The sequence below is a fragment of the Micromonospora sp. CNZ322 genome, assembly GCF_007827755.1.
Genome location: NZ_VITD01000001.1, coordinates 53,810 through 75,514 on the forward strand (window position 1 = coordinate 53,810; position 21,705 = coordinate 75,514).

Consider the following 21,705-nt stretch of genomic DNA (forward strand, 5'->3'; position numbering starts at 1 on the left):
AATGAAGCAGCCGGTCAGAATTAATTAGCCCGCCGAGGTGGCGGCGTGGTTTTGGCGGCAGACCCCGCAGTAGGACACGGAGTTGACCACGAAGGAGAACGATCCCCTGTCCTGACCGGGGCTGACCGCCGTCGCCGATCCGCCAGCGTTCTCACAGCGGTTCTGGTTGGCACTGAGGGTCAGGTTGGTGCCGCTGCTCATCGATCGCGTCCCGGTCGGCATGTTGACGCACCAGACGGACGTGCCCGTGGGCGAGATGTTCTGGATCAGGGAACCGGAGAAGTTCGCGCCCGTCCAGTTGCAGAATCGTCCCGAGCTACATCGGGCCAGCGCCGAGTTGCCGTCGGCTTGAGCGGCCGCCGGAACAGCCAGCGTGAACGAGGCGGTGGCTGCGACCGCGAGCGTGGCGAACAGTTTCTTGGTCATACTTTTCCCTCCCACGATAGGCGAAGGGGCATGACGGCCAAGCGGGCAGCAAGACTCGCAAGTGATCCCCAAGAACGTTCCCCCGCTCAGGATCACACCCCGTTATCGAGCCATAATCTTCGATGGCAACCGGGGCAACAATTGGCGGGAACTAATCCTGCAACTTCCACGGGCCGTGAGCCAACCCGCAACCGGTCAGAAGAGGACGGTGGCCAGGGTGCCGATCGGCTGGAAGCCACAGCGCTCGTAGACGCGGCGGGCCGGGAGGTTGAAATCGTTGACGTACAGGCTCACGGTGGGGGCGACCCGCAGCAGCGCGTCGCGGACCACGGCTGCCATGGCGGCGGTGGCGATCCCCCGGCCTCGCCACTCCGGTGCCACCCAGACGCCCTGGATCTGCGCCGTCCGCTTGGTCACCACGGCCAGCTCTGCCTTGAACACGACCTTGCCGTCGATGACGCGGGCGTACGCGCGACCGGTCCGGACCAGGTCGTTGACCCGCCGGCGGTAGCTGCGGCCGCCGTCCTCGGCCAGCGGGGAGACGCCGACCTCTTCGGTGTACATGGCGACCGCCGCCGGGAAGAGCCGGTCGACCTCGCCGGAGCGAACCTGGCGTACCTCCGGATCGGCCGGTACGGGCGGCAGCGTGTCGGTGACCAGCAGTGGCTGATTGGGGCGAACGTCTCGCGCTGGCCCCCACGTGTCGGACAGGCGGTCCCACAGCCCGAGGACGGCATCGGCGCGGCCGACGATGGAGGAGCAGAGTCGCTCCTCGCCCGCGAGCAGGTCGGCGAAGGCAGCCACCGCGGCGTCACTGGCCAGTACCGGGGTCAGGTTGCCGCCGAGCCAGCAGAGTGACTCGAGGTTGCGGCGAGCCCCGTACCCCAGGATTCTGCCCTCGGCCCTCCACCAGGAGAGTCCGCGCGCGGCGATCCGCTCGGCGACCTGCGCGCCCGCGAACGGGTCATGGTCGAGCAGTCGCTCGACCGCGCGGCGCTCCGATTCCCCCAGTTGGCGTACCGGCACCGTCAGCACGACTATCAGCCTGCCAGATCGACCCCCCGCTCCGCCGGTCGAGTGACGAGGCCGGCACCGGTTCTGCGGGCCCACTGCTCGGCCGGGTCCGTCCGGCCCACCGGACGACCGGGGGAACCAGGGCTCCGAGCAGGAGAAACAGGGCACCGAGTACGAGCCAGCCAGGTACGCCCCAGCCGAGTGCGAGGCTGGTCACCACCACCGGTGCGAGCATCTTGCCCAGTTCGTAGCCCATGCCGTAAGTCCCCTGGTACTGCCCCTGGGCGTCCGCTGGTGCCAGCCCGAAGGAGATCCCCCAGCCGGCGGCGGAGTGCCACAGCTCCCCGGTGACGTGCGCGAGTGACCCGAGGCCGAGCAGGCCCACTGCGCCGGCGGTGGGCACCGCGCCGCTGGCGGCGAAGAGTACGCAGGCCAGGGCGATGGCCACGCCCGCTCGGCGGGCGGCCCGGGCGGCTCCGGGCAGGGTGGCGGCGGTGCCCGCAGCCCGTACCTGAAGGAGCACGACCAGCACTGTGTTGACCAGCGTCAACGCGGAGATCATCCAGGCGGGGGCCCGGGTGTGGCCGGCGATCCACAGCGGCAGGGCGATGGTGAGCAGGCTGAAGTGCATCGACATCAGCCCGTCGACCAGTGTGAAGGCGAGGAACGGGCGGTCCCGTAGGGCGACCAGCCGAGGGCCGTGCGTCGGGGCGGCGACCGGGGCGATGGCGGGCAGTCGAAGGAAGACCACCGCTGCGGCCAGTGATGTCGCCGCCGAGGCCAGGATCAGCGCGACGTAGCCGGTTCGGGTGTCGGCGGCGATGGCGAAGCCGCCGAGGACGGCGCCGACGGAGATCCCGACGTTGGTGGTGGCTCGGAGGTAGGCGCGGGTGCGGACCCGCTGGTCGGCTGGGACGGCTCCGGCGATCAGCGCGCCGCGGGCACCGCGCTCGACCGCGTCGGCGAGCGCGGTCGCCGCTCCCACCAGCACGAACGTGGGGAACGACCGGACGGCGATCAGGCCGACGGTCAGGGTGCCGGCGACGAACAGCGCGCCGACCTGCACACCGCGTGGGCCGACGCGATCGGCCAGGTAGCCGCTCGGGGCACTGGCCAGGACACCGACCAGGGCAGAGATGGTCAGCCCGATGCCCACCTGGGTGGCCGACAGGCCGACCGAACGGGTGAGGAAGAGCGCGCTGGCGACGAGCCAGAGGCCCCGCCCGACGGTCTTGACCAGCGTGCCGAGGGTGAGGACCCGGGCCGGACCCGGCGGGGGAAGCAGGCGCATGACCGACACCCTAACAAGACGTACGTACGGTTTGGTAGACGAGGGTTGTCGACGATGCATTGCCGATATATCGTTGATGCATCAGCGATAGTCCTACGGAAGGAAGAGCCCGATGAGGTTCCACCGACAGCACCACCCGATGCACGAAGCCCGGATGCGGGGGTTCGGCTTCCCGCCGGTTCCGCCCGGTCCGCACGGCCACGAGCACGGACACGGCGGCCCCTGGGGCGGCCGGGGCCGTGGACGGGGTCGGGGCCGACGCCCCAACGTCCGAGCCTCCGTGTTGGCCCTGCTCACCGAGCGGCCGATGCACGGCTACGAGATGATCCAGGAGATCGACTCCCGCACCGGCGGTGCGTGGCGGCCGAGCCCCGGCTCGATCTACCCCACCCTCCAGCTACTGGAGGACGAGGGCGTGATCGTCGCCAGCACCGAGGAGTCCGGTGGCGGGCGGAAGCGGTTCACTGTCACCGAGGCCGGTCAGGCGGAGGCCACCGAGGCCGCGCAGACCCCACCGTGGGCGGACGTCGCCCAGGGCACGGTGAGCAGCTGGCACGACATCCGTGACTCCGGCGCGCAGGCGATGAACGCGCTGCGCCAGGTGATGATGAACGGCACCGACGACCAGCGCGAGCGGGCCGCCCAGGTGCTCGACGAGACCCGACGCAAGCTGTACGCGATCCTCGCCGAATCCGAGTGACGCCGCGCCACGCACACCAAGGCACGGCACGGCACATCACGGCACGGGCAGCACAGCGCGAGAGCGCAGGATCAGTACAAACGAAAAAAGCGGCCGTTCCCCGCACGGGGAACGGCCGCTTTTTCCAAATGGAAAATCAGTGCACGGTGACGGTCGGGCCGGTGACCAGCCCGCGCAGCTCCTCGGGGAGCTCGGCGCCCATCTCGTCGGCGATCCGCAGCGCCTCCTCGATCAGCGTCTCCACGATCTGCGCCTCGGGCACCGTCTTGACGACCTGCCCCTTGACGAAGATCTGGCCCTTGCCGTTGCCGGAGGCGACACCGAGGTCGGCTTCCCGGGCCTCGCCCGGACCGTTGACCACGCAGCCCATGACGGCGACCCGCAGCGGCACCGGCAGCCCTTCCAGGCCGGCGGTGACCTCCTCGGCGAGCTTGTAGACGTCCACCTGGGCCCGGCCGCAGGACGGGCACGAGACGATCTCCAGGCCCCGCTCACGCAGGCCGAGGGACTCCAGGATCTGGTTGCCGACCTTGATCTCCTCGACCGGCGGGGCGGACAGCGACACCCGGATCGTGTCGCCGATCCCCTCGGCCAGCAGGGCGCCGAAGGCGACCGCCGACTTGATGGTGCCCTGGAACGCCGGCCCGGCCTCGGTGACGCCGAGGTGCAGCGGGTAGTCGCACTGCTCGGCGAGCTGCCGGTACGCCCGGATCATCACGACCGGGTCGTTGTGCTTGACCGAGATCTTGATGTCACGGAACCCGTGCTCCTCGAACAGCGAGCACTCCCACAGCGCCGACTCGACAAGCGCTTCGGCGGTGGCCTTGCCGTACTTGCTCAGCAGGCGCTTGTCCAGCGATCCGGCGTTGACGCCGATCCGGATCGGCACCCCCGCCGCCCCCGCGGCACGAGCGATCTCCTTGACCTTGTCGTCGAACTGCCGGATGTTGCCCGGGTTGACCCGGACCGCCGCGCAGCCGGCGTCGATCGCGGCGAAGACGTACTTGGGCTGGAAGTGGATGTCGGCGATCACCGGGATCTGCGACTTCTTGGCGATCGCGGGCAGCGCCTCGACGTCGTCCTGGGACGGCACCGCCACTCGGACGATCTGGCAGCCGGACGCGGTCAGCTCGGCGATCTGCTGAAGGGTCGCGTTGATGTCGGAGGTGAGGGTCGTGGTCATCGACTGCACGGACACCGGCGCACCACCACCGACCGGAACCGAACCGACCATGATCTGGCGGCTGGCCCGACGGGGAGCGAGTGGCGGGGGCGGCACGGCGGGCATACCGAGACTGATAGCGGTCACTTCAGGCACTCACCTTGAGAAGAGCGTGATGGGGTTGACGACGTCCGCGGCGATGGTCAGCAGCGTGAACGCGCCACCGATCAGGATCACCACGTACGTGAAGGGCATCAGTTTGAGGTAGTCCACCCGGCCGGGGTCGGCCCGGCCGATCCGACCGTAGACCCAGGAGCGGGCCCGTTCGAACCAGGCGATGGCGATGTGGCCGCCGTCCACCGGGAGCAGCGGCAGCAGGTTGAACACGCCGATGAAGAAGTTCAGCGACACGAAGAGCATGAAGAAGACCAGCCAGGCGTTGTTCTCCACCGCCTCGCCGCCGAGTCGGCTGGCGCCGACCACGCTGATCGGGGTGTCGACGTCCCGCTCGCCGCCGGTGAGGGCGGTCCACAGGGCGGGGACCTTCTGCGGGAGGCGCTGGAGCGCCTGGGCGGTGCCGACGGCCAGTTGACCGGTGAAGTCGGCGGTGGCGCCGAAGGCGCCGACCGGACCGTACGTCACGCGAGTGGGCGTGCTGGGGACGAGCCCGACACCGAGCGCGGCCACCGGCGCGGCGGCGCCCTTGGGGTCGTCCAGCGGCGGACGCTGGGTCTGCGCGAGCACCGTGCTGGTGGTGCCCGGCTGCCCGTCGCGGACGTACGCGATCTGCGCGGTGTCGCCCGGCTTGAGCCCGCGCAGCGTGGTGAGCAGGTCGCCGTAGGAGTTGATCGGGGTGCCGTTGACCGAGGTGATCCGGTCCCCGTTGCGCAGTTGCGCCTGGGCGGCCGGGCTGGCCGCGTCGGCCGGGGTGCACGCCCGCACCGCGTTCTCCGGAACCACGCACTCACTGAGCTGGATGACGGCGGGCTCCTGGCGGGCCTGCGCGTCGGTGGTCGGGAAGTCGGGGTTGGGCAGGCCGGCGGAGACGGCGAGGATCCAGATGGTGACCAGGGCGAGCGCGAAGTGCGTGATCGACCCGGCGGCCATCACGATCGTCCGCTTCCACACCGGGTAGCGCCACATCACTCGCGACTCGTCGCCCGGCTCGACGTCGTCGTCCTGCGGGGTCATCCCGACGATCTTGCAGAAACCGCCGAGCGGAATGCCCTTGACGCCGTACTCGGTTTCGCCGCGCTTGAACGACCAGAGGGTGGGGCCGAAACCGACGAAGTACTTGGTGACCTTCATCCCGAACATCTTGGCGGTCAGCAGGTGCCCCGCCTCGTGCAGACTCACCGAGATGAGAATGGCCAGGGCGAAGAGGACCACCCCGAGCAGGTACGACATCAAGCTCCTTCCACCGAACCCGCGATGATCTCCTGCGCGTGCGCGCGTGCCCACGACTCGGCCGCGAGCACGTCCTCGACGGTACCTGGTTCGTCGAAGTCCGGAGCCTCCTCCAACACGCGTTCGAGGGTGTCGACGATGCCGAGGAACGGCAGTCGGCCCGCCACGAACGCGGCCACGCACTCCTCGTTCGCCGCGTTGTAGATCGCCGGGCGGCTACGCCCGGCCTCCCCGGCGGCCTTGGCCAGCGCGACGGCCGGGAACGCCGCGTCGTCGAGCGGCGCGAACTCCCAGGTGTGCGCAGCCGTCCAGTCGACGGCGGTGGCGGCCTCGGGCACCCGGTCCGGCCAGCCGATGCCGAGCGCGATGGGCAGCCGCATGTCCGGTGGGCTGGCCTGGGCGATCGTCGACCCGTCGACGAACTCGACCATCGAGTGGATCACCGACTGGGGGTGCACCATCACGACGATGTCGGCGTAGGGCACGTCGAACAGCTCGTGCGCCTCGATCACCTCAAGCGCCTTGTTGACCATGGTCGCGGAGTTGATCGTGACGACCGGCCCCATGTTCCACGTCGGGTGCGCGAGGGCCTGCTCGGGTGTGACCTGCGTCAACTCGTCGCGCCGCCGACCCCGGAACGGCCCACCGCTGGCCGTCACGACCAACCGTCGCACCTCACCGCGCGTCCCGGAGCGCAGGCACTGGGCCAGCGCCGAGTGCTCCGAGTCGACCGGCACGATCTGCCCCGGCCGCGTCACCGCAGCCTTGACCAGCGGGCCGCCGGCCACCAGCGACTCCTTGTTGGCCAACGCGAGAGTACGACCACCGCGCAGCGCGGCCAGCGTAGGAGCGAGGCCCAGCGAGCCGACCACCCCGTTGAGCACGATGTCGCACGGCCACTGCGCCAGCTCGGTCATGGCGTCCGGGCCGGCCACGATCTTGGGAAGCTTGAAGTCGCCGGTGGCCCAGCCGCGCCGGCTCGCCTCGGCGTAGAACGCGAGTTGCAGGTCCTGCGCGGCGGACGCCTTGGCCACCCCGACCGCCTCGACGCCCAGCTCCAGGGCCTGCGCGGCGAGCAGCTCGACGTTGCCGCCGCCGGCACCCACGGCGACCACCCGGAACCGGTCCGGGTTGCGCCGGACGATGTCGATGGCCTGCGTGCCGATCGAGCCGGTGGACCCGAGCAGAACAAGGTCGCGGGGGGAAGTCACCCGGCCATTCTTCCCCACCCGGGCTGTACGCCCGCTGGGAGCCTCAGCCCTCGGCGTCCGACTCCTCCTCGTCTAGCAACTCGGCCGGGTCGATGGAGAAGTCGAACGGCTCCCGCATCGCGAAGGTGCTCCCTGCCGCAGCGGCGGCCAGCGGCCGGTACTCGCCGTCGACCAGCTCGAACAGGGCCATGGTCGGTACCCGGTTGCGCAGGTCCACCCGGAGGAAGAACGGCACTCCGACCGCGGCGTACTCCCGGGGCCTGTCGATCACGTCTTTGCGCCGATTACCCGGCGAGACGATCTCCCCCAGCAGCACCGCCTCGGCGATGGGAACCGTCGTGGGGCCACCGCCGGATTTACGCAAGACAGCGATATCCGGAATGAAGAGATCATCCCCGGAGATGACGTTGATCTCCGGATAGGCCCAGAATCCGGCCTTTCGCGCAGCACGGTGCAGCACGTAGGGCAGCTCTCGTTCGACCGACTGATGATCGATTCCCGCGTGTGGTGTCACGATCACGCTTCCGCTCAGGACCTCAACCTTGGGGCCGTTGGTCTCCGGCAACAGGTCGAGGGCGAGCTGTGCGGTCCACGGCTCGTCGTGCCACCGCAGCACGTCGAACGACGGCTCGGTGTGCTGCGGCGCCGGCTCCGGCGCGAACGCGGCCTGGGCCATCCGGGCTCACCCCCTCAGCGGGACATTCTGCTCAGCTCAGCCTAACCACCGCAGCCCCAGTTGCACGGGATCGCACACCCAGTCCGACCTTTTGCCACCTCTACCAGCAGCACTCCTGCCACTGATCGGTCGATAAGGGTTGGGGACTTGCGCCGTGAGACCCGCTAACCAACAGTCTGGTCAGCTTCCCCGCCCATGCCCCAAGAATCGCCACCATCGGCAGATTTCAGCGGATTCCGAGAGCCCTCATGCCATTGCGGTAAAACATGGACTGCATTCCCGCCTCCTCTCGCACGTTGTCAATGAATTGAGGGCTGAAGCCTGGGGTCGACTCTGCCACAAGATCAAAGACACGCGCTTGAGCGCGGAGCTCGAATGCGGCCCAAGATTGCTGGGAATCAGGCAAAGGCGCAGAGGCTCGATCCATCTCCAATGCGATCCGCAACGCCTGGCCGGCAATCGTACAACAACGTTCGACATCATCAACGGAACGATCAAGGAGGGTTGAAATTACATCGATCGCCCCCGATGCTGCCTGAAATCCGGGGCGACCCGAGGCTCGAATGCGTTCGGTGAACAGCCGGAAATTGTCCTTCAGGAGCCCCTCCAGTGCGTCGGACGGCGCAAACCCAGTCAACTCGCGCCATCTCAATTCCACCCCTTGCTTAGGGTCAAGGGTGTCAGTGGCAAATGGCCTGTCCAAACGCTCAAGAAAAATGGGAAGCAGAGACGTGACCCTTGTAGCAGCCGCCACAGAAACAAGGAGCTCTTCGTTAGGTATAGACATAGCATCCCTCACGACCATTCCTTCACCACCTAGCTCGAGTGGGGGTCACAATGCGCCCGCCAAGCCGTTCGGGCAGCGGCGCACAGTAATCATCACAGAAGTCGCGACTACGTCCCAGCAGGTGAGGATTGTCGCCCACTCGAGGCAGTCCTGGGTAGATACGGAACGCTTCATCTACATCATCAAGCAAGTCAATCTGACGATTGGAGATGTTGGATCTCGCCCCAACTGCGAAGAGGTCCACACATTCAACAGCGTGCAAGCCGCCTACAGTCCGGAACCCGGCCCCGGCTCCCATCTGATCGGTGAGCGCAGTAACCCTACCCTGCAGCGCGGCCGGGTCCTCGTCGCCCGAGGTGCCACAGTTGTGAACCAGGACCGGCACGGTCCCGGCGAGCACATAGTACGTGTGGCATATTCACGGACGACACGGAGCCCGCCCGATCACCGATTTATGATCATCAATCCGACTGCCGTCGTGACGGCAACCTTGACGGCAACACGGTCAGACGGCGGCAGGCACCCAGCGCCCTTGGGCACGGAACGTGGTCACGGACCGAAGCGAAATGGCCGGGCGAGTACCTTGCCGGAATACCCGCCCGAGCCGCGCGTGAATCTTTCTTGTTACTCAGGAGAATCGGCGGTTTGCTTTTCTCTGCCAAACAGCCTACTTACAAGGTCATCGCTCGACCGGCAGCCTTCCGTGCGCGCCAGCACATCGACCGGGGCCAGGTTGGATATCGGTGCCGGAATTCCACTTCCCCAAGCATCCCACCCGTCGAAGAAGAGGTGATCGTCGAGATATGCGCCAAACGGTCCCGTGCGCCCAACACGCGCCACTTCTGCGTTCAATTCCTTGAGTAGCCGCCCGAGGGAATACGCCGTTTCCGTCTTCCCCGTGCCACTACTCCAGCAGCCGACCCAGCCACTTCCGACCGTCGGGTTGTCCGGCACCAAACATATCCACAGACGGGTGTCGGCAGCGGCTTCACCAGCCAAAACTACGGCAACGAACCGCTGCTCGCCACTGATCAAATACTTGAATGACGTCATCACGGAGGCGAAATCACAAACTCGATCAAGGTATCTGGCGACATGTCTCCCGCTCTCACCCTTCTCGCGATCTCGGCCGTTCGGTGGTGGCCGCCGGTGATGTACACCCGAGACGCAGGATAACACCCACAGTCTCCTGTACCCCAATCGCGTGCACCCCTGATTGGATCGTTACCCTGCGGGCCACCCGGCACAATAAGTTCGTCGTTCGTGAGATTCCTGACACCACCATGCCCGGCAACTTCACCGCCATTCATTTGGTGCGGATTCAGCGCGTGCGTTTCGAATCTGTTGTTGACTAGCTCGCCAGCTCGAACATTGAACTTATTGATGTCGGGATGCACCGGCAGGTCTGACAAGTGACTGTTCGTGCTGCCGCCGCAGTTGTGAACCAGTACCGGGGTTTTGCCGGCGAGCACATAGTACGTGTGGATGTTGGCGACGGTGAGGTTGTGGACCGTGGCCCAGGCGGTGCTCCAGCGTTCGATCGCCGTGATCTGCACGAAGGTGCCGGCGCTGGTCCGCAGCATCTGGCCTGATCGCAGGTCGGTGGCGTCGACCCACTCGTTCAGCTCCGGCACCCAGAACGGGTGACCGTCGGTCGCGTTGACCTCGGCCGTGTCCGAACCCTGCTCACCGTCGGTGTCAATGGTGACCTTCACCAGGTCTTTGACACCCTCGCCCTTGATCGCGGCGGTGACCGTCTCCACCTCGACCCGACCCGTCTCCGGATCAGTGACCTGGACCTTGTCACCCGGCTCGACGTCCTCGATCGGCTTGGCCGACCCGTCAGCCATGAGCACCTTGGTACCCGGTACGAAGCTGTTTCCAGGCGTCTTGCAGGAGCCACCGCTGGAGCCGCCGTTACTACGTTCCGAGGCACCCGCTTTTCCGCCCGGCTTCGAATCACCCTTGCCGGCACCGGACTTCCCAGCACGCGCCTACAAATCGAGGAAAGACCTGGGGGTCAACTTCGCACGTATCATTGCCGGAAGGCGCCAATCCACTTGGGATACCGAGAACAACCGCAGCGCCGTCCGCAAGCGAGGCGAATAGGTGACCGATCCTCAGAGCAGGATCCCAGACGTCATCCCCGGAAACTGTGAAGTAGTAACTCACTCACCGATCTCCAACCGTAGATCGAGTTCTGGTCTACCTCTCCGCAGGCCGGCGAAGTGATTCTCCAGGGTGGCCCGGAAGCGCGGGTCTATGGCCGGGTTCGTGAACCTGGAGCGCGGCATGCTTCAACACTTTCATCGATGATGTTGCATGCCGCACACCCGTTGGCGACAACCGTGACGGCAACGCGGGGCCAACTACCACGCCTCCGTACAGGCACCCGTAACCCTGCGCACCCGAGGCGATCACCGGCTCAGCCAGCCTCATCAGTAATCCACCTGCATGACCGGCCGCCCCAGGATCCTGCCACCGCCATCCTCACGGCCCTGCATAGTCGCCGATCGCTACATCATTTAGCAGCGTGTACCAGAATCCCGGATCCTCGTCAAAAATGGAATCGTCAATACCCGACAAGACGCGACCAAGAACCTCGCTTATCAATTCGAGCTCCTCCCGCTCGCTGTCGCGGCTCCCATACGGACACCCGCGGATGAACTCCGAGATACACCGATCGAAGGCGTACGGCGACGCGTTGACATGTCCGATTCCAGCTTCCAAGTCAAGGCTCATGATTGCGACTTCGCCTGTATCGATATCCACGCAATAGAGACCAAAATCATCGGTTCCATCATTGCCGACGACGATGAACTCGCGGCCCTCCTCAGTATGCGAATAGGCGGGCACGGGAGAAAACAAGGGATTATCCACAGGAAGGCCCCGATGCGCCAGGTAGCCCCGCGCATCCGATTTCCGGATTAGAGCGAGAATGCTCTCCTCGTACCGGAATCTAGACTCCGACCCGCCAAGGGTCACCATATTCCCGCCGCCGCTTCCGCAAACACCTTCTTAATCGCGTTAGCCTGATCTTTTCTTGAAACGGCACTTGCGGCCGACGTCGTCCACTCCCATGACCAAGACTGCTTGATACCCCCCAAGGAGGCTGAGCAATTCGCCCTCCTGCCCGAGCAAGGTCGCAGCTCGGAATATACCTCTAGGATGTTCTCCTTGCCGAGTCTGGCAATTAGCTTCTGCCCTGCGTGGAATTTCCGGCCTTTACCACCACCTGAGAAAGCCACTGCAATCTGCTCATTGCCGTCAGCGTCGACATAGCGCGCAGCTGCACCATTGTGCAACTGGCTGCCCTCCTCCAAGCGCTTTTGATGACTTAAACGCTGAGATCAGTACTACCGTACTCGACCTCGCCACAGTTATGTACGAGCACCGGCGTTATGCCGGCGAGCACGTAGTACGTGTGGGATTTTCAGCCCGTCACGCAGTGTGACTTACGTGTTCATGGCGTTTCACCTGGCCTTTCGCGTGTGGCACCAACTCGCCGCATCGAAATTTATCGGTGTTGACGGCGACGGTGACGGCAACCTGGGGAGACGTTCACGCCCTTCAGTGGTCAGGACATCGATGGGTGGCGTTATCCGAGGTAGGGGGTGTCGCGGTGCTCGGCGTGGTGGTGGAGGCGGAGTCGGACGGTGTCGTGGATGGGGATGTGGTCGAACTCGGTGGGGTGGATGAAGCGGACCTCGGTGGATTCGTCGCTGACGGTCAGCGTGCCGCCCGTGACGCGGGCGAGGTAGGTCACGGTGAACTCTTGCCGGACCTCACCGTCGGCGTACGCGATGACGTGCGCGGGGTCGGTGTAGATGCCGAGCAGGCCGGTGATCTCGATGTCGAGGCCGGCTTCTTCCTTGACCTCGCGGATGGCGCACTGGTGGAGGGTTTCGCCGATGTCCATGGCGCCGCCGGGTAGGGCCCAGTTGCCGGAGTCGGCGCGCCGTTGCAGCAAGATGCGGCCGTGCTGGTCGGTGACGATGGCGGCGGCGCCGGGGACGAGGCTGTTGGCGGTGGGGGCGTGCGGGTCGTGGTAGTAGTCGCGCCGGCCGGTCACCGGGTCTCCTTCGGGTAGGCGGTGGTGGTTTGCCAGATCTGTTCGAATTGGTCGGCGTGGGCGGCGAAGATGCCGTGCGGGGACAGTTCGCGCAGGTGCAGGGCGGGGTGTTGGTAGCCGCGGGCGCGGTAGAGGTGTGGGGTGACGATCATCTGGTGGTCGAAACGGAACACCGAGTTGTACAGGTGCACGGTGTGCAGCCCGATCTGGACCCCTGGCGCGCTGTGGAGTGGTTCGCAGAAGTTGAGGGCGTTGCGGATGCGGCCGGGTAGGGTGCCGCCGATCTGTTCCAGGGCGTCGCGTTCAGCGACGTGCGGGCAGTCGGGGTCGGCGAACGCGAGACGGACCCGGGCGCCGTTGGCGGCTTTGTCGGTGATGAGCTGCATCGTGTTGGGCAGCAACTCCAGGAGGAACGGGTAGGCGTAGCCGAGCAAGTCGATCCGGCTGGTGGCGCCGGTGAGCAGGGCCGCCCAGACGTGGTGGGGGATGTCGGCGCGGTGGGCGTAGGCGGCGACAACCTCAGCGGTGGCCTCCGCGCCGGGTGCCTGGTCGGGGCGGGTCTGGGGCCACAGGTCGGCTTCGGTTTCGCCGAGGGCGTCGGCAACGGCGAGGCGGGTGCGTTGGTGCGGGACGCGACCGGCGAGCCACCGGGTGACGGTCTTGACGTCGACACCGACGGCTGTGGCGAGGGCGGCCGGGTCGAGGTGGGCGCGGAGCATGGCCGCGCGGAGGCGGTGACTCATACCGTCCCACGGTAGTGGACACGGCGGGACGCGCCAGGGTCGTGGAAGTGTCCGGGCTGGTGTCCGTCGGGACGTTGGGGTGCCCGAGGCTGCTTCGTAGGTTCAGCGGCAGGGCCTCGCCGGTTCGCTCGCGGCAGATTCGCCGGGCTGGTGGGTGTCAGGGGAAGGGGTTGGTGCCGGCCCTGGGAGTGGTCGGGTCGGGTGTCGGCGGCAGTCCCTTCCCTCTTCCAACGAGCCGGAGGGGTGGTGGGGTGGGTGTCGGTGCATCAGCCGGTACGGCCGCAGTGGATCTGCGCGGGGTGCGGGGCGGCGTGGCCGTGCCGGATTCGTAAGCGGCAGCTCGTCGCGGAGTTCACCGGGGCGCGGATCTCGCTGATGCTGCACCTGTCGGCGTACCTGGTCCAGGCGTGCGAGGACCTGCCGCACACCCCGTCGGGGATCCTGCACGCGCGGTTCCTCGCTTGGCCGCGTTCGGCGGCACTGCGCAGCGAGTAGCCGGCGCCCCGCACCGAAGCAGTAAGCCAGCCGTGACCAAGGCCCTCGACCAAGATCCGACTGGCTCAAAACTGCTCTACAGGATCAAGAGCGGCCCGGCTCACGCCGGGCCGCGCGCACGCGCTACAGACCTACGGCCCCGCGCGCACGCCGGCATCACCCAGTCGCCCATCCACGGAGCGCTGCCCAGACACCAGCCGAGGCCGCAGCGATCCCTTCACCAGCCACCCTCGGCAAATGGTTCCAGGGATCGACGGCGCACCGCTACGCGGCATGCCACCGCACAGCGGCCGCGAGGATCCGGGACATCACCCATTTATCGATGTTAATAGATGTCATCTCGTGCCTGACGGCAGCCGTGACGGCAACGCAGGCTCACTACGGGGTACTCCTGAACCGTTCGGCGCACAATGTTGACTCTCCGTAACGGCAAATCTTCCCGGCCAAGCCGAGCCTGGACACCCGGAGATAATAGGCATTCAAGCATCGAAGGCTGGGCAAGAACAGCGGGAACTCTGCGACCGATCTACCGAGTTTCGATCTCCAACTCAGAACCAACAGCTTTGCTTTTCCATTGGACGAGGGTTAAGCGAAAAGATCATCAAGTCAGAATTTCAGACGGACGAAGTGTCAGAGTGGGCTGCCGATCCGGGTCCGCCGCCAACACGACGGCCCTCCTAACTTCGCCTATGTGCTTAGCCGTTTCCTCGATCGTGAAGCGGCCATCCGTAACGCGAGGAGGATTGACGTGACCATAGGCACCCTGCACAGTCAGTTCGACGCCTACACCGAAGGCATGTACGCACAAGATCCGAGCCTCAACCGTACGTCCGACCAGCTCATTTCCCACCTGCCCCCACTGGGACAGCGGTAGATCATGAATATCTCGGCCTTCTACCACGGTGCCCACAACTTCTCCTTATTCGGCGTAAGACGATTGAGGAGGTCAATATTCCCATGCGGGATCTCCCATTCCAAGCCAGGACCTCCCTCACATGGAAGCCCCGCACCAAAGTGCTCCTCGAACTCTGAACGCTTGAACGTGAACTTGGTGTAATAATCCTCGTGCGTGCCGACTGAATAATCGGCATGCTTCTGTGCCACGTCTTCAGTCCCGATATAGGCGCGACCATTGCCACCTGCGTGCCGAGCAGGGTTAAGTCCGTGAGCAAGCTCATCGACTCCGACCCCTCTCTGCGCAGCCCGATAAACATGAATCAGGTCATCAGAACTGCCCGACCCGCAGTTGTGTACGAGGACCGGCGTCGTGCCGGCGAGCACGTAGTACGTGTGGATGTTGGCGACGGTGAGGTTGTGGACCCGTGCCGGCTGCACCGCTGGGGCCGTCGCGTCCTGGCACAGCGTGGCCTGACCGACGGGCAGATCCAGACGCTGCTCAGCGGAGGAACGGTGACGTTGCGATGAGCTACCCGACCGAGGATCGCCTCCCACCACAGGTGGCCGGGCCCGCACTACGTGCGAACCACGCGACGGGCAACCGCCCGCCACCAACGGACCGGGCCGCGCCACGCTGGATCATCCACCTGCCGACCACGCTGACCAGCCTCGACGAGGTCACCGCGTTGGCCGTGGCGCTGCGCGACTCGCTCGGCCATCTCAGCGTCATCGACTTCGGCGAGAGCACGCTCAGCGAGGAGGACGCGCAGTTTCTGCGTACCCGGGTGTTCTGCGACGCCAGGATCGACACCGCGGGACGCTGCCGACGCCGCGACGACCACGACGGACCCTGCGCGGCGACGATCGACTCGGCTTCATGGAAATCGGGGTGTCCGCAGTCCGCGGACACCCCGACTTCACTGAAACCGTGTTGATCAAGCCGCGAGCGGAGGGTTAGCCGCCGTTGATGACGAACTGGGAGCCGGGCTGGATGACGATGTTGCCGTCGGCCGAGTTGGTGATTGTCACGTTCGTCAGGTTGGCGTTGCCGCGCGCGCCGCTCATCGCGAGGATGCCGGCACCATTGTTCGACTTGTCGATCCGGACGTTGGTGATGGCGAGGTTCGGTATGTTGCCGCCACCGTTCTTGAATTGGATGCCGTCGTACGTCGAATCGATGATGTCGGTGTCGCGGATCGTGACCCCGACGATGTCCCGAGTGGCCGGGAAGATCGTGATGGCACCGAACTCCTGGTCCTCGTTCCAGAAGGCACCGCCGGTGCGGTAGAGCCCGTTGTTGGCGATCAGCGTTGTCCCGGAGAACGGCAGCGGGTCGTGGTCGGTCGCCAGCATGATGCCCGGGTAGTTCGCCGTGTCGTAGATCAGGTTGTTCTCGATCGAGTTGTCGTAGCCGCCGTAGATGGCGATGCCGTTGGCCCGCCAGGGCAGCTGGATGGTGTTGTTGACGAAGTGGTTGTCGTGGGCGATGTCGACGTTGCGGTCCTTCACGTACGGGTTGGCCCAGACCGCGAGCGCGTCGTCGCCGGTGGTGCGGAACGACGAGTTGAACACCCGCGAGTTACGCGTGCCGTTGCTGAAGTTGATGCCGTCGGCGTACGTGTTGCGGATCCGCATGCCGGTGAACTCCAGCCCGTCGGCCGGCCCCCACAGGTCGGGGATGTTGTCGTAGTCGCGGCCCACCCAGGCGCCCACGTTGGCGTGCTCGATCCAGACGTTGCTGATCTTCGTGCCGGTGCCGAAGCGACCGTTCAGACCCACACCACCCTCGGCGTTGCCGTCACCGCCCCGGATCCGGCCGGAGCCGAAGATGGCGATGTCGGAGATCTGGGTGTTCTTGTCGATGTCGAAGCCGAAGTTGCCCTCGTGCGGGTGGTTGATGCCGCCCACCACGTTCTGCGGCTCGGTCAGCGTGTAGAGCTGCGAGTGCCACATGCCGGCACCCCGGATGGTGACGTTGCTGATGCCGACCTGGTTGTGCGTGCCCCGGTTCAGAGGGTCGTCGGTCAGGATCTTCTGCTCCTGCCGCCACTGCCCGGCGGGGATCCAGACGCAGCTGATGACACCGTTCTGGTCGTCGGTCACCGCACGCTGGATGGCGGCGGTGTCGTCGATCCCGTCGTTCGCGACGGCACCGTACGAGGTGATCGAGGTGCAACCGGCCGGCTGGCTCGCCGCCGGCGCCACCTGCTCCAGATCGATCATGTCGATGACGTAGAAGGAGGCGGTGTCACCCGAGTCGCGCTGCAACTTGAACCGGGTGCCGGCCGGGTACGACTGGGCCAGCAGCGCGTTCGACTCGTCGAAGAGCCGTCGGGCGTCGGCCTGCGGGGTGTTGGTCAGCGCCTCCGGCCCGTCGGTGTTGCCGTAGAGCCAGCTGTGCTTCGACGACACTGTCAACTTCCGGGAGAAGACGTCGTTGACGTAGAGGCTGATGGTCGCCTCGATGCCGCCACCACCGGGCGCGTCCGGGATGGAGTTACGCACCACTATGGAGTTGGCCTGGTTGGCCGAGGTGAACTCGACGAACTGACCGGTGCTGCTGAGTCGTACCGACTTGCGGCCCGAGGACTCGCTGGCGAAGTTGGTGTGCCCGAAGGTGCGCGGCGGGTCGGCCTCCAGCAGCGTGCCCTGGTAACGGCCGGCCTCCGCCTCGTAGGAGACGTACGGGACGGCGGCCCCACGACCGACCACTATCGACTGACTGAACGCGTTGTTGGTCTCGTTGGTCTCGGCGACCACGTTTGTGGCGTCGGCGGTGGCGGTGATGGTGGCGCCGCCGCTGGTGGCGGTCCAGCTACCGCTGACGGCCACTGTGACCGTCGCGCCGGCGGCGATCGAGGCGGTGTTGGTGTTGAGCGTGGTGCTGCCCGCCACCAGCCGGGTGACAGTGGCCGCGCCGGTCGCGGTGGTGCCCCGGTTGCGAACCGTCACGGTGAAGGTGACGGACGCCCCGACGGCCGGGTTCGGCGGGTTCGAGGCGATGCTGAGCACCTGGAGGTCGGGGCCCGGGGCCTGCGCCACCACCAGCGGCGACGCGGCCGTGAAGCTGTTGTTGCCGTTGTTCTGCTCGACGATCGTGTTCGCCGGGTCGACCACCGCCGAGACGGCGTAGCTGCCCATCGGCCGCGTACCCGCGTTGAACGACACGGTGGTCGAGGCGCCTGCGGCGAGCGTGCCCACCGAGGCGCTGCCGACGACCGCGCCGGCGAGGCTGAAGTTCACAGTGGTCGCACCGGCGGCGGCCGACCCGATGTTCTGCACCACTGCCGAGAGGGTGACCGGGGAGACCTCACTGGGCGACGTGGGCGACCAGGTCACCGAGCTGACGACCAGATCCGGGTTGGGTGCCGGGGTGCCGCACACCTCAAGCTCGGCCACCTGGCCGGACGGGGCACCGGTGTTGCCGGTGAACCGCAACTGCACGTCCGCGGTGGTCGCGGTGACCGGGATGGTCACCACGTTGCTGCCCTGGGCGAACTGGTAGGCCGCCGCCGACACCAGACTGGTGTACGAGGACGACGCCTGGTCGCGACCGAGCACCTGGATGGTCTGGGTACGGGTGCCCCAGGCCGGGTCCGGGTTGAGCTTCACAGTGACACCGGAGATGGAGTGATTCGCGCCCAGCGCCACGGTCAGGTTCTGCGGGTAGCTCGCCACACCCTCCCAGTAGGTGGTGAGCTGCCCGTCGTTCGCCTTGTCAGGGGTGAAGCTGAAGGTGGAGCCGCTCGCCGTCATGCTCTTGCCCTGCGCCACGTTGGTGCAGGCTGGCGGGTTGCTGCCGGTGCGGGTGACGGTGTTGCTGTTGCCGGAGAGGTTGCCGGCGCCGTCGCGAGCACGGACGTAGTAGGACACGGTCGCCGTCGCCGGTTGGGTGTCCTGGTAGGTGAGGACGGTGCCGAGCGTGGCGATCAGGCTGCCGCCCCGGTAGACGTTGTAGCCGGCGAGCCCGCTGCCACCGGAGTCGGTGGAGGCCCCCCAGTTGAGCGTGATCGTGCTGCCCGACGTGCTGTGCGACAGCGTCCCCGGGACGCTCGGCGCGGTGGTGTCACCGCTGCCGGTACGGGTCACCGTGTTGCTGTTGCCGGAGAGGTTGCCGGCGGCGTCGCGGGCCCGGACGTGGTACGACACTGTCGCCGTGGCCGGCTGGGTGTCGTTGAAGGCGGTCACGTTGCCAATGGACTGGAGGAACGCGCCGTTGCGGTAGACGTCGTAGCCGGCGATGCCGCTGCCGCCCGCGTTGTCGGTCGACGCGACCCAGTTGAGGCTGATGGTGGTGCCCGACTGGGTGTAGGACAGGTTGCCGGGAACGCTCGGCGCGGTGGTGTCGGGGGTGGTGCCACCGCTGCCGTACACCTCCAGCTCGGAGAGCTGCCCGGCCGGCCAGCCGCTGTTGGCGGTGATGGTGATCCGGACGTAGCGGGTGGAGGTCGAGCTGAAGTTGATCGTGACGGTGCTGCCGCTGGCGGGGTTGAAGGTGTACGTCTGCGACCCGACCAGATCGGTGAAGGACGAACCGTTGGTGCTGCCCCGCACGCTCAGCGTCTGCGTCCGGGTTCCCCAACCGGAGGTCGGCAGCTTCAGCACGACCTGGTTGACGCTCTGCGATGAGCCGAGATCGACCTGCACCCACTGCGGGAACGCGTTGTTGACGCTCTCCCAGTAGCTGCCCGCGTTGCCGTCGACGACCTTCGACGAGTCGTAGACGTCGGCGTGGCCGCTCTCCTGGGTGGGACGGCCCTGGGCGAGGTTGGTGGCCGCCGGGGCGAAGCCGGTGCTCGGTGCGGCGGCCGGGTCGGCCGGGCGCGCGGCGGCAGCCGGGTTCGCGAGGGCGGTCGCCCCGGCCGTCGCGATCAGCGCGGCGGCGGCCGTGGCCGCCACCATCCTGAACAGATTCGTTCGTCTCATCACTGTCCTTGTCGTCGGGGGACGGTTGCCGCGGTGGCTGGACCACGGGGGTGGAGGTGCGGCGGTGCAGCGCCGGCCGACGCGAGCGGGCCGGTGTGGGGAGAGACGGGGTGGTACGCGCGGCGCGGGGGCGCCGCTCGTCCTGGAAACACCAGATGGGTACGACCATCAACGGGCCTCCCCAGGAGGCCCGTTGAATCTTCCGAGAGCATGCACAGAACCGTGCACTTCTTTGTCGAAATCTTGCGTTACTTTGGCCCAAAGGTTACTGACGTGCTACGGGAGCGTCAACACTTCGACCACCGTAACTATTGACGGACTTGTCTGCCCTGAGGGTCACTGCCCTGCCCGACCTGCCCACAATTTCGGGGAAGGTGCCGCCTCCCGACGACCGGAGGCCACACCTTCCCCGAAGTTGCACGGATCTTGCGTCAGGTCGTGCGGGAACGATCAGGCATCTGGTGCGGTCAGCACGAAGGTCTCCAGTAGCTCCCCGCCATACCAGTCGGTGCGCTGACCGACATGTGTCATGCCAAGCCTCCGGGCTACCGCCATCGACGGCTCGTTGCTCGGCGACACGACCGCGTAGATCTCCCGGGTACCAGCGGCGAACTCCCGGGCCACCGCCGCGCGGGCCGCCTCGGTGGCGTAGCCGTGGCCCCACGCGTCCGGGTGCAGGTGCCAGCCCACCTCGATGTCGTCGGTCCGGCGCGACTCGTCGCGCCCCGGCAGCGGCTTGAGCAACACGGTGCCCACCGCCTGACCCGTCTCGCGTACCTCGATCGCCCAGGTGCCGTACCGACCGCCGTCGTCGGCGTGCCGCTCCTGCCAGATCCGCAGCCGCTCGACGGCCTGGGCCGGGTTGGTCATCGGCAGACCCGACGCCATGCCCAGATAGCGGCTGACCTCGGGACGCGAGTAGATGTCGTAGATCCGGGCCAGATCGGCCGGATCGTCGGTCCAATCGCGCAGGATCAGGCGTTCCGTGGTGAGAACAGTCATGACCGGCGATCTTAAGGAGTGACGGCCCCGGCGACAGGGAAGGAGGATCCGATGGGCAAAGGATGGCAGCGCGCGAAACGAATCACCACTGCCGCGTTCCGTCCGGTGCGCGGACGGGACCTGTCGCTGCACGCCGCCGCGATCACCTTCTACGGGGCGATCGCCGTGGTGCCGGTCGCCCTGCTGGCGATCTGGCTCACCGCGCTGGTGGCCGGGGCCGACCGGGTACGCCGGCTCACCTCGTACGCCGTGGAGGCCCTGCCCACAGCGATCGGCGCGCCCCGGGCGGTGGAGGCGCTGGTCGACGCCGGGGTGGAGTTGACCCCGCTGCTGGCGCTGGCCTCCCTGCTGCCCGCCTCGCTGTACGGCGAGGGCCTGCGCCGGGCGTTCGTCTCGGTGGCCGCGTCCCGCTCCGACGAGCACCTGGTCGGCTGGCGGGGCCGGCTCCTGCTGCTGCCACTGCTCGCGCCGGCCCCCGCGCTGCTGCTGTCGATCCTGCTGGCGCTCCCGCTCACCACCCGCCTCGTACGCCAGGGCGGTTGGCTCGGTGTGCTCGGCGTGGTGCTGTCGTTCCTGGGGGTCTGGCTGGTGCTGACGCCGGTGCTGATGTGGGTGTTCCGGGTCGTCGGGCCGGCCTCACCGGACTGGCTCTCCACCCTCGGGGTCGGGTCGTTCACCGCGGCGAACCTCTCCGGCTTCCTGCACGGCTTCGTGCTCTTCGCCTCGCTCCCGCTGGACCTGGGAGTGCCCTTCGGCGGCTTCGACGACATAGGTGCCGGCGTGGCCGTCCTCCTCTGGCTCTACCTGTTCCACGTGATCGTCCTGGCCGGCTACTCCGCCACCCTGGCCCTCTCCCACTGGCGCACCACCCCCACCCCCACCCCGCCGGGTTGATC

The 21,705-nt window shown here is 66.8% G+C and carries 20 protein-coding genes and 2 pseudogenes; 4 read left to right on the forward strand and 18 right to left on the reverse strand.

Translation table 11 applies throughout. The features are described 5' to 3' along the window. Positions 1-24: 24 nt before the first annotated feature. From FB453_RS00235 to FB453_RS00245, 3 genes are all read right to left on the reverse strand, one after another. Positions 25-426 carry a hypothetical protein gene (locus FB453_RS00235; RefSeq protein WP_145786697.1) on the reverse strand — a complete coding sequence of 134 codons (402 nt, stop codon included), beginning with the start codon at positions 424-426 and terminating at the stop codon, positions 25-27. Positions 427-621: 195 nt separating this feature from the next. Next, positions 622-1,461 (reverse strand): GNAT family N-acetyltransferase, encoded by an 840-nt coding sequence (locus tag FB453_RS00240; RefSeq protein ID WP_091400334.1) that lies wholly within the window; start codon positions 1,459-1,461, stop codon positions 622-624. Further along, on the reverse strand, positions 1,391-2,731 hold the full coding sequence (locus tag FB453_RS00245; protein ID WP_145786699.1) for an MFS transporter: 1,341 nt from the start codon (positions 2,729-2,731) through the stop codon (positions 1,391-1,393). Before FB453_RS00245 ends, FB453_RS00240 begins: the two co-directional genes overlap by 71 nt. A 112-nt stretch (positions 2,732-2,843) precedes the next feature. Here FB453_RS00245 and FB453_RS00250 point away from each other — a divergent pair, with 112 nt between their 5' ends. After that, the gene (locus FB453_RS00250) at positions 2,844-3,431 is read left to right on the forward strand and encodes a PadR family transcriptional regulator (RefSeq protein ID WP_091400331.1); all 588 of its coding nucleotides are present in this window, start codon (positions 2,844-2,846) and stop codon (positions 3,429-3,431) included. A gap of 136 nt (positions 3,432-3,567) precedes the next feature. Here the strand turns inward: FB453_RS00250 and ispG are convergent, their stop codons facing one another. The 12 genes and pseudogenes from ispG to FB453_RS00305 form a co-directional block, all read right to left on the reverse strand. After that, a complete protein-coding gene (gene ispG, locus FB453_RS00255) occupies positions 3,568-4,740 on the reverse strand; it encodes a flavodoxin-dependent (E)-4-hydroxy-3-methylbut-2-enyl-diphosphate synthase (protein WP_112588507.1) in 1,173 nt (390 codons plus the stop codon). 9 nt (positions 4,741-4,749) lie between these two features. After that, positions 4,750-6,000 (reverse strand): M50 family metallopeptidase, encoded by a 1,251-nt coding sequence (locus FB453_RS00260; protein WP_112605908.1) that lies wholly within the window; start codon positions 5,998-6,000, stop codon positions 4,750-4,752. Then, a complete protein-coding gene (gene dxr, locus FB453_RS00265) occupies positions 6,000-7,211 on the reverse strand; it encodes a 1-deoxy-D-xylulose-5-phosphate reductoisomerase (RefSeq protein WP_145786702.1) in 1,212 nt (403 codons plus the stop codon). Before dxr ends, FB453_RS00260 begins: the two co-directional genes overlap by 1 nt. A 43-nt stretch (positions 7,212-7,254) precedes the next feature. Further along, on the reverse strand, positions 7,255-7,887 hold the full coding sequence (locus FB453_RS00270; protein ID WP_145786704.1) for a Uma2 family endonuclease: 633 nt from the start codon (positions 7,885-7,887) through the stop codon (positions 7,255-7,257). 226 nt (positions 7,888-8,113) lie between these two features. Beyond that, positions 8,114-8,686, reverse strand: a complete 573-nt coding sequence (locus FB453_RS00275) for a hypothetical protein (protein ID WP_145786706.1) — start codon at positions 8,684-8,686, stop codon at positions 8,114-8,116. A gap of 612 nt (positions 8,687-9,298) precedes the next feature. Beyond that, complete coding sequence (locus tag FB453_RS00280; protein WP_186717969.1) at positions 9,299-9,727, reverse strand: hypothetical protein; 429 nt, start codon at positions 9,725-9,727, stop codon at positions 9,299-9,301. Beyond that, positions 9,727-10,662 (reverse strand): annotated as a pseudogene (locus tag FB453_RS00285) (Hint domain-containing protein); the annotation flags it as partial. The gene FB453_RS00280 and the pseudogene FB453_RS00285, both read right to left, overlap by 1 nt. After that, a complete protein-coding gene (locus tag FB453_RS34570; protein WP_222431295.1) occupies positions 10,634-10,846 on the reverse strand; it encodes a DUF6086 family protein in 213 nt (70 codons plus the stop codon). The pseudogene FB453_RS00285 and the gene FB453_RS34570, both read right to left, overlap by 29 nt. 318 nt (positions 10,847-11,164) lie before the next feature. Further along, the gene (locus FB453_RS00290; RefSeq protein WP_145786708.1) at positions 11,165-11,662 is read right to left on the reverse strand and encodes an SUKH-4 family immunity protein; all 498 of its coding nucleotides are present in this window, start codon (positions 11,660-11,662) and stop codon (positions 11,165-11,167) included. Continuing rightward, a complete protein-coding gene (locus tag FB453_RS00295) occupies positions 11,656-11,997 on the reverse strand; it encodes a nucleic acid/nucleotide deaminase domain-containing protein (protein WP_145786710.1) in 342 nt (113 codons plus the stop codon). Before FB453_RS00295 ends, FB453_RS00290 begins: the two co-directional genes overlap by 7 nt. 275 nt (positions 11,998-12,272) lie before the next feature. After that, the gene (locus FB453_RS00300; protein WP_145786712.1) at positions 12,273-12,746 is read right to left on the reverse strand and encodes an NUDIX hydrolase; all 474 of its coding nucleotides are present in this window, start codon (positions 12,744-12,746) and stop codon (positions 12,273-12,275) included. Continuing rightward, entirely contained in the window at positions 12,743-13,465 is a 723-nt protein-coding gene (locus FB453_RS00305) for a helix-turn-helix domain-containing protein (protein WP_486480152.1), read from the reverse strand. Before FB453_RS00305 ends, FB453_RS00300 begins: the two co-directional genes overlap by 4 nt. Before the next feature lie 270 nt (positions 13,466-13,735). Here FB453_RS00305 and FB453_RS00310 point away from each other — a divergent pair, with 270 nt between their 5' ends. Then, positions 13,736-13,984, forward strand: a complete 249-nt coding sequence (locus FB453_RS00310; protein WP_145787789.1) for a flavin reductase — start codon at positions 13,736-13,738, stop codon at positions 13,982-13,984. An 894-nt stretch (positions 13,985-14,878) separates the two neighbouring features. Here the strand turns inward: FB453_RS00310 and FB453_RS34725 are convergent. Then, positions 14,879-15,319: pseudogene (locus FB453_RS34725) on the reverse strand (hypothetical protein); the annotation flags it as partial. Positions 15,320-15,405: 86 nt separating this feature from the next. Between FB453_RS34725 and FB453_RS34730 the strand changes: the two are divergent. Then, a complete protein-coding gene (locus FB453_RS34730; RefSeq protein ID WP_486480116.1) occupies positions 15,406-15,816 on the forward strand; it encodes a hypothetical protein in 411 nt (136 codons plus the stop codon). A 19-nt stretch (positions 15,817-15,835) separates the two neighbouring features. On the opposite strand, the gene FB453_RS00325 is transcribed toward FB453_RS34730, so the two are convergent. Together FB453_RS00325 and FB453_RS00330 are read right to left on the reverse strand one after the other, a co-directional pair. After that, complete coding sequence (locus tag FB453_RS00325) at positions 15,836-19,807, reverse strand: CARDB domain-containing protein (protein ID WP_145786716.1); 3,972 nt, start codon at positions 19,805-19,807, stop codon at positions 15,836-15,838. A gap of 450 nt (positions 19,808-20,257) precedes the next feature. Continuing rightward, entirely contained in the window at positions 20,258-20,809 is a 552-nt protein-coding gene (locus FB453_RS00330; RefSeq protein ID WP_145786717.1) for a GNAT family N-acetyltransferase, read from the reverse strand. 51 nt (positions 20,810-20,860) lie between these two features. Between FB453_RS00330 and FB453_RS00335 the strand changes: the two genes are divergently transcribed. Then, positions 20,861-21,703 (forward strand): YhjD/YihY/BrkB family envelope integrity protein, encoded by an 843-nt coding sequence (locus FB453_RS00335; RefSeq protein ID WP_145786719.1) that lies wholly within the window; start codon positions 20,861-20,863, stop codon positions 21,701-21,703. Positions 21,704-21,705 lie beyond the last annotated feature (2 nt).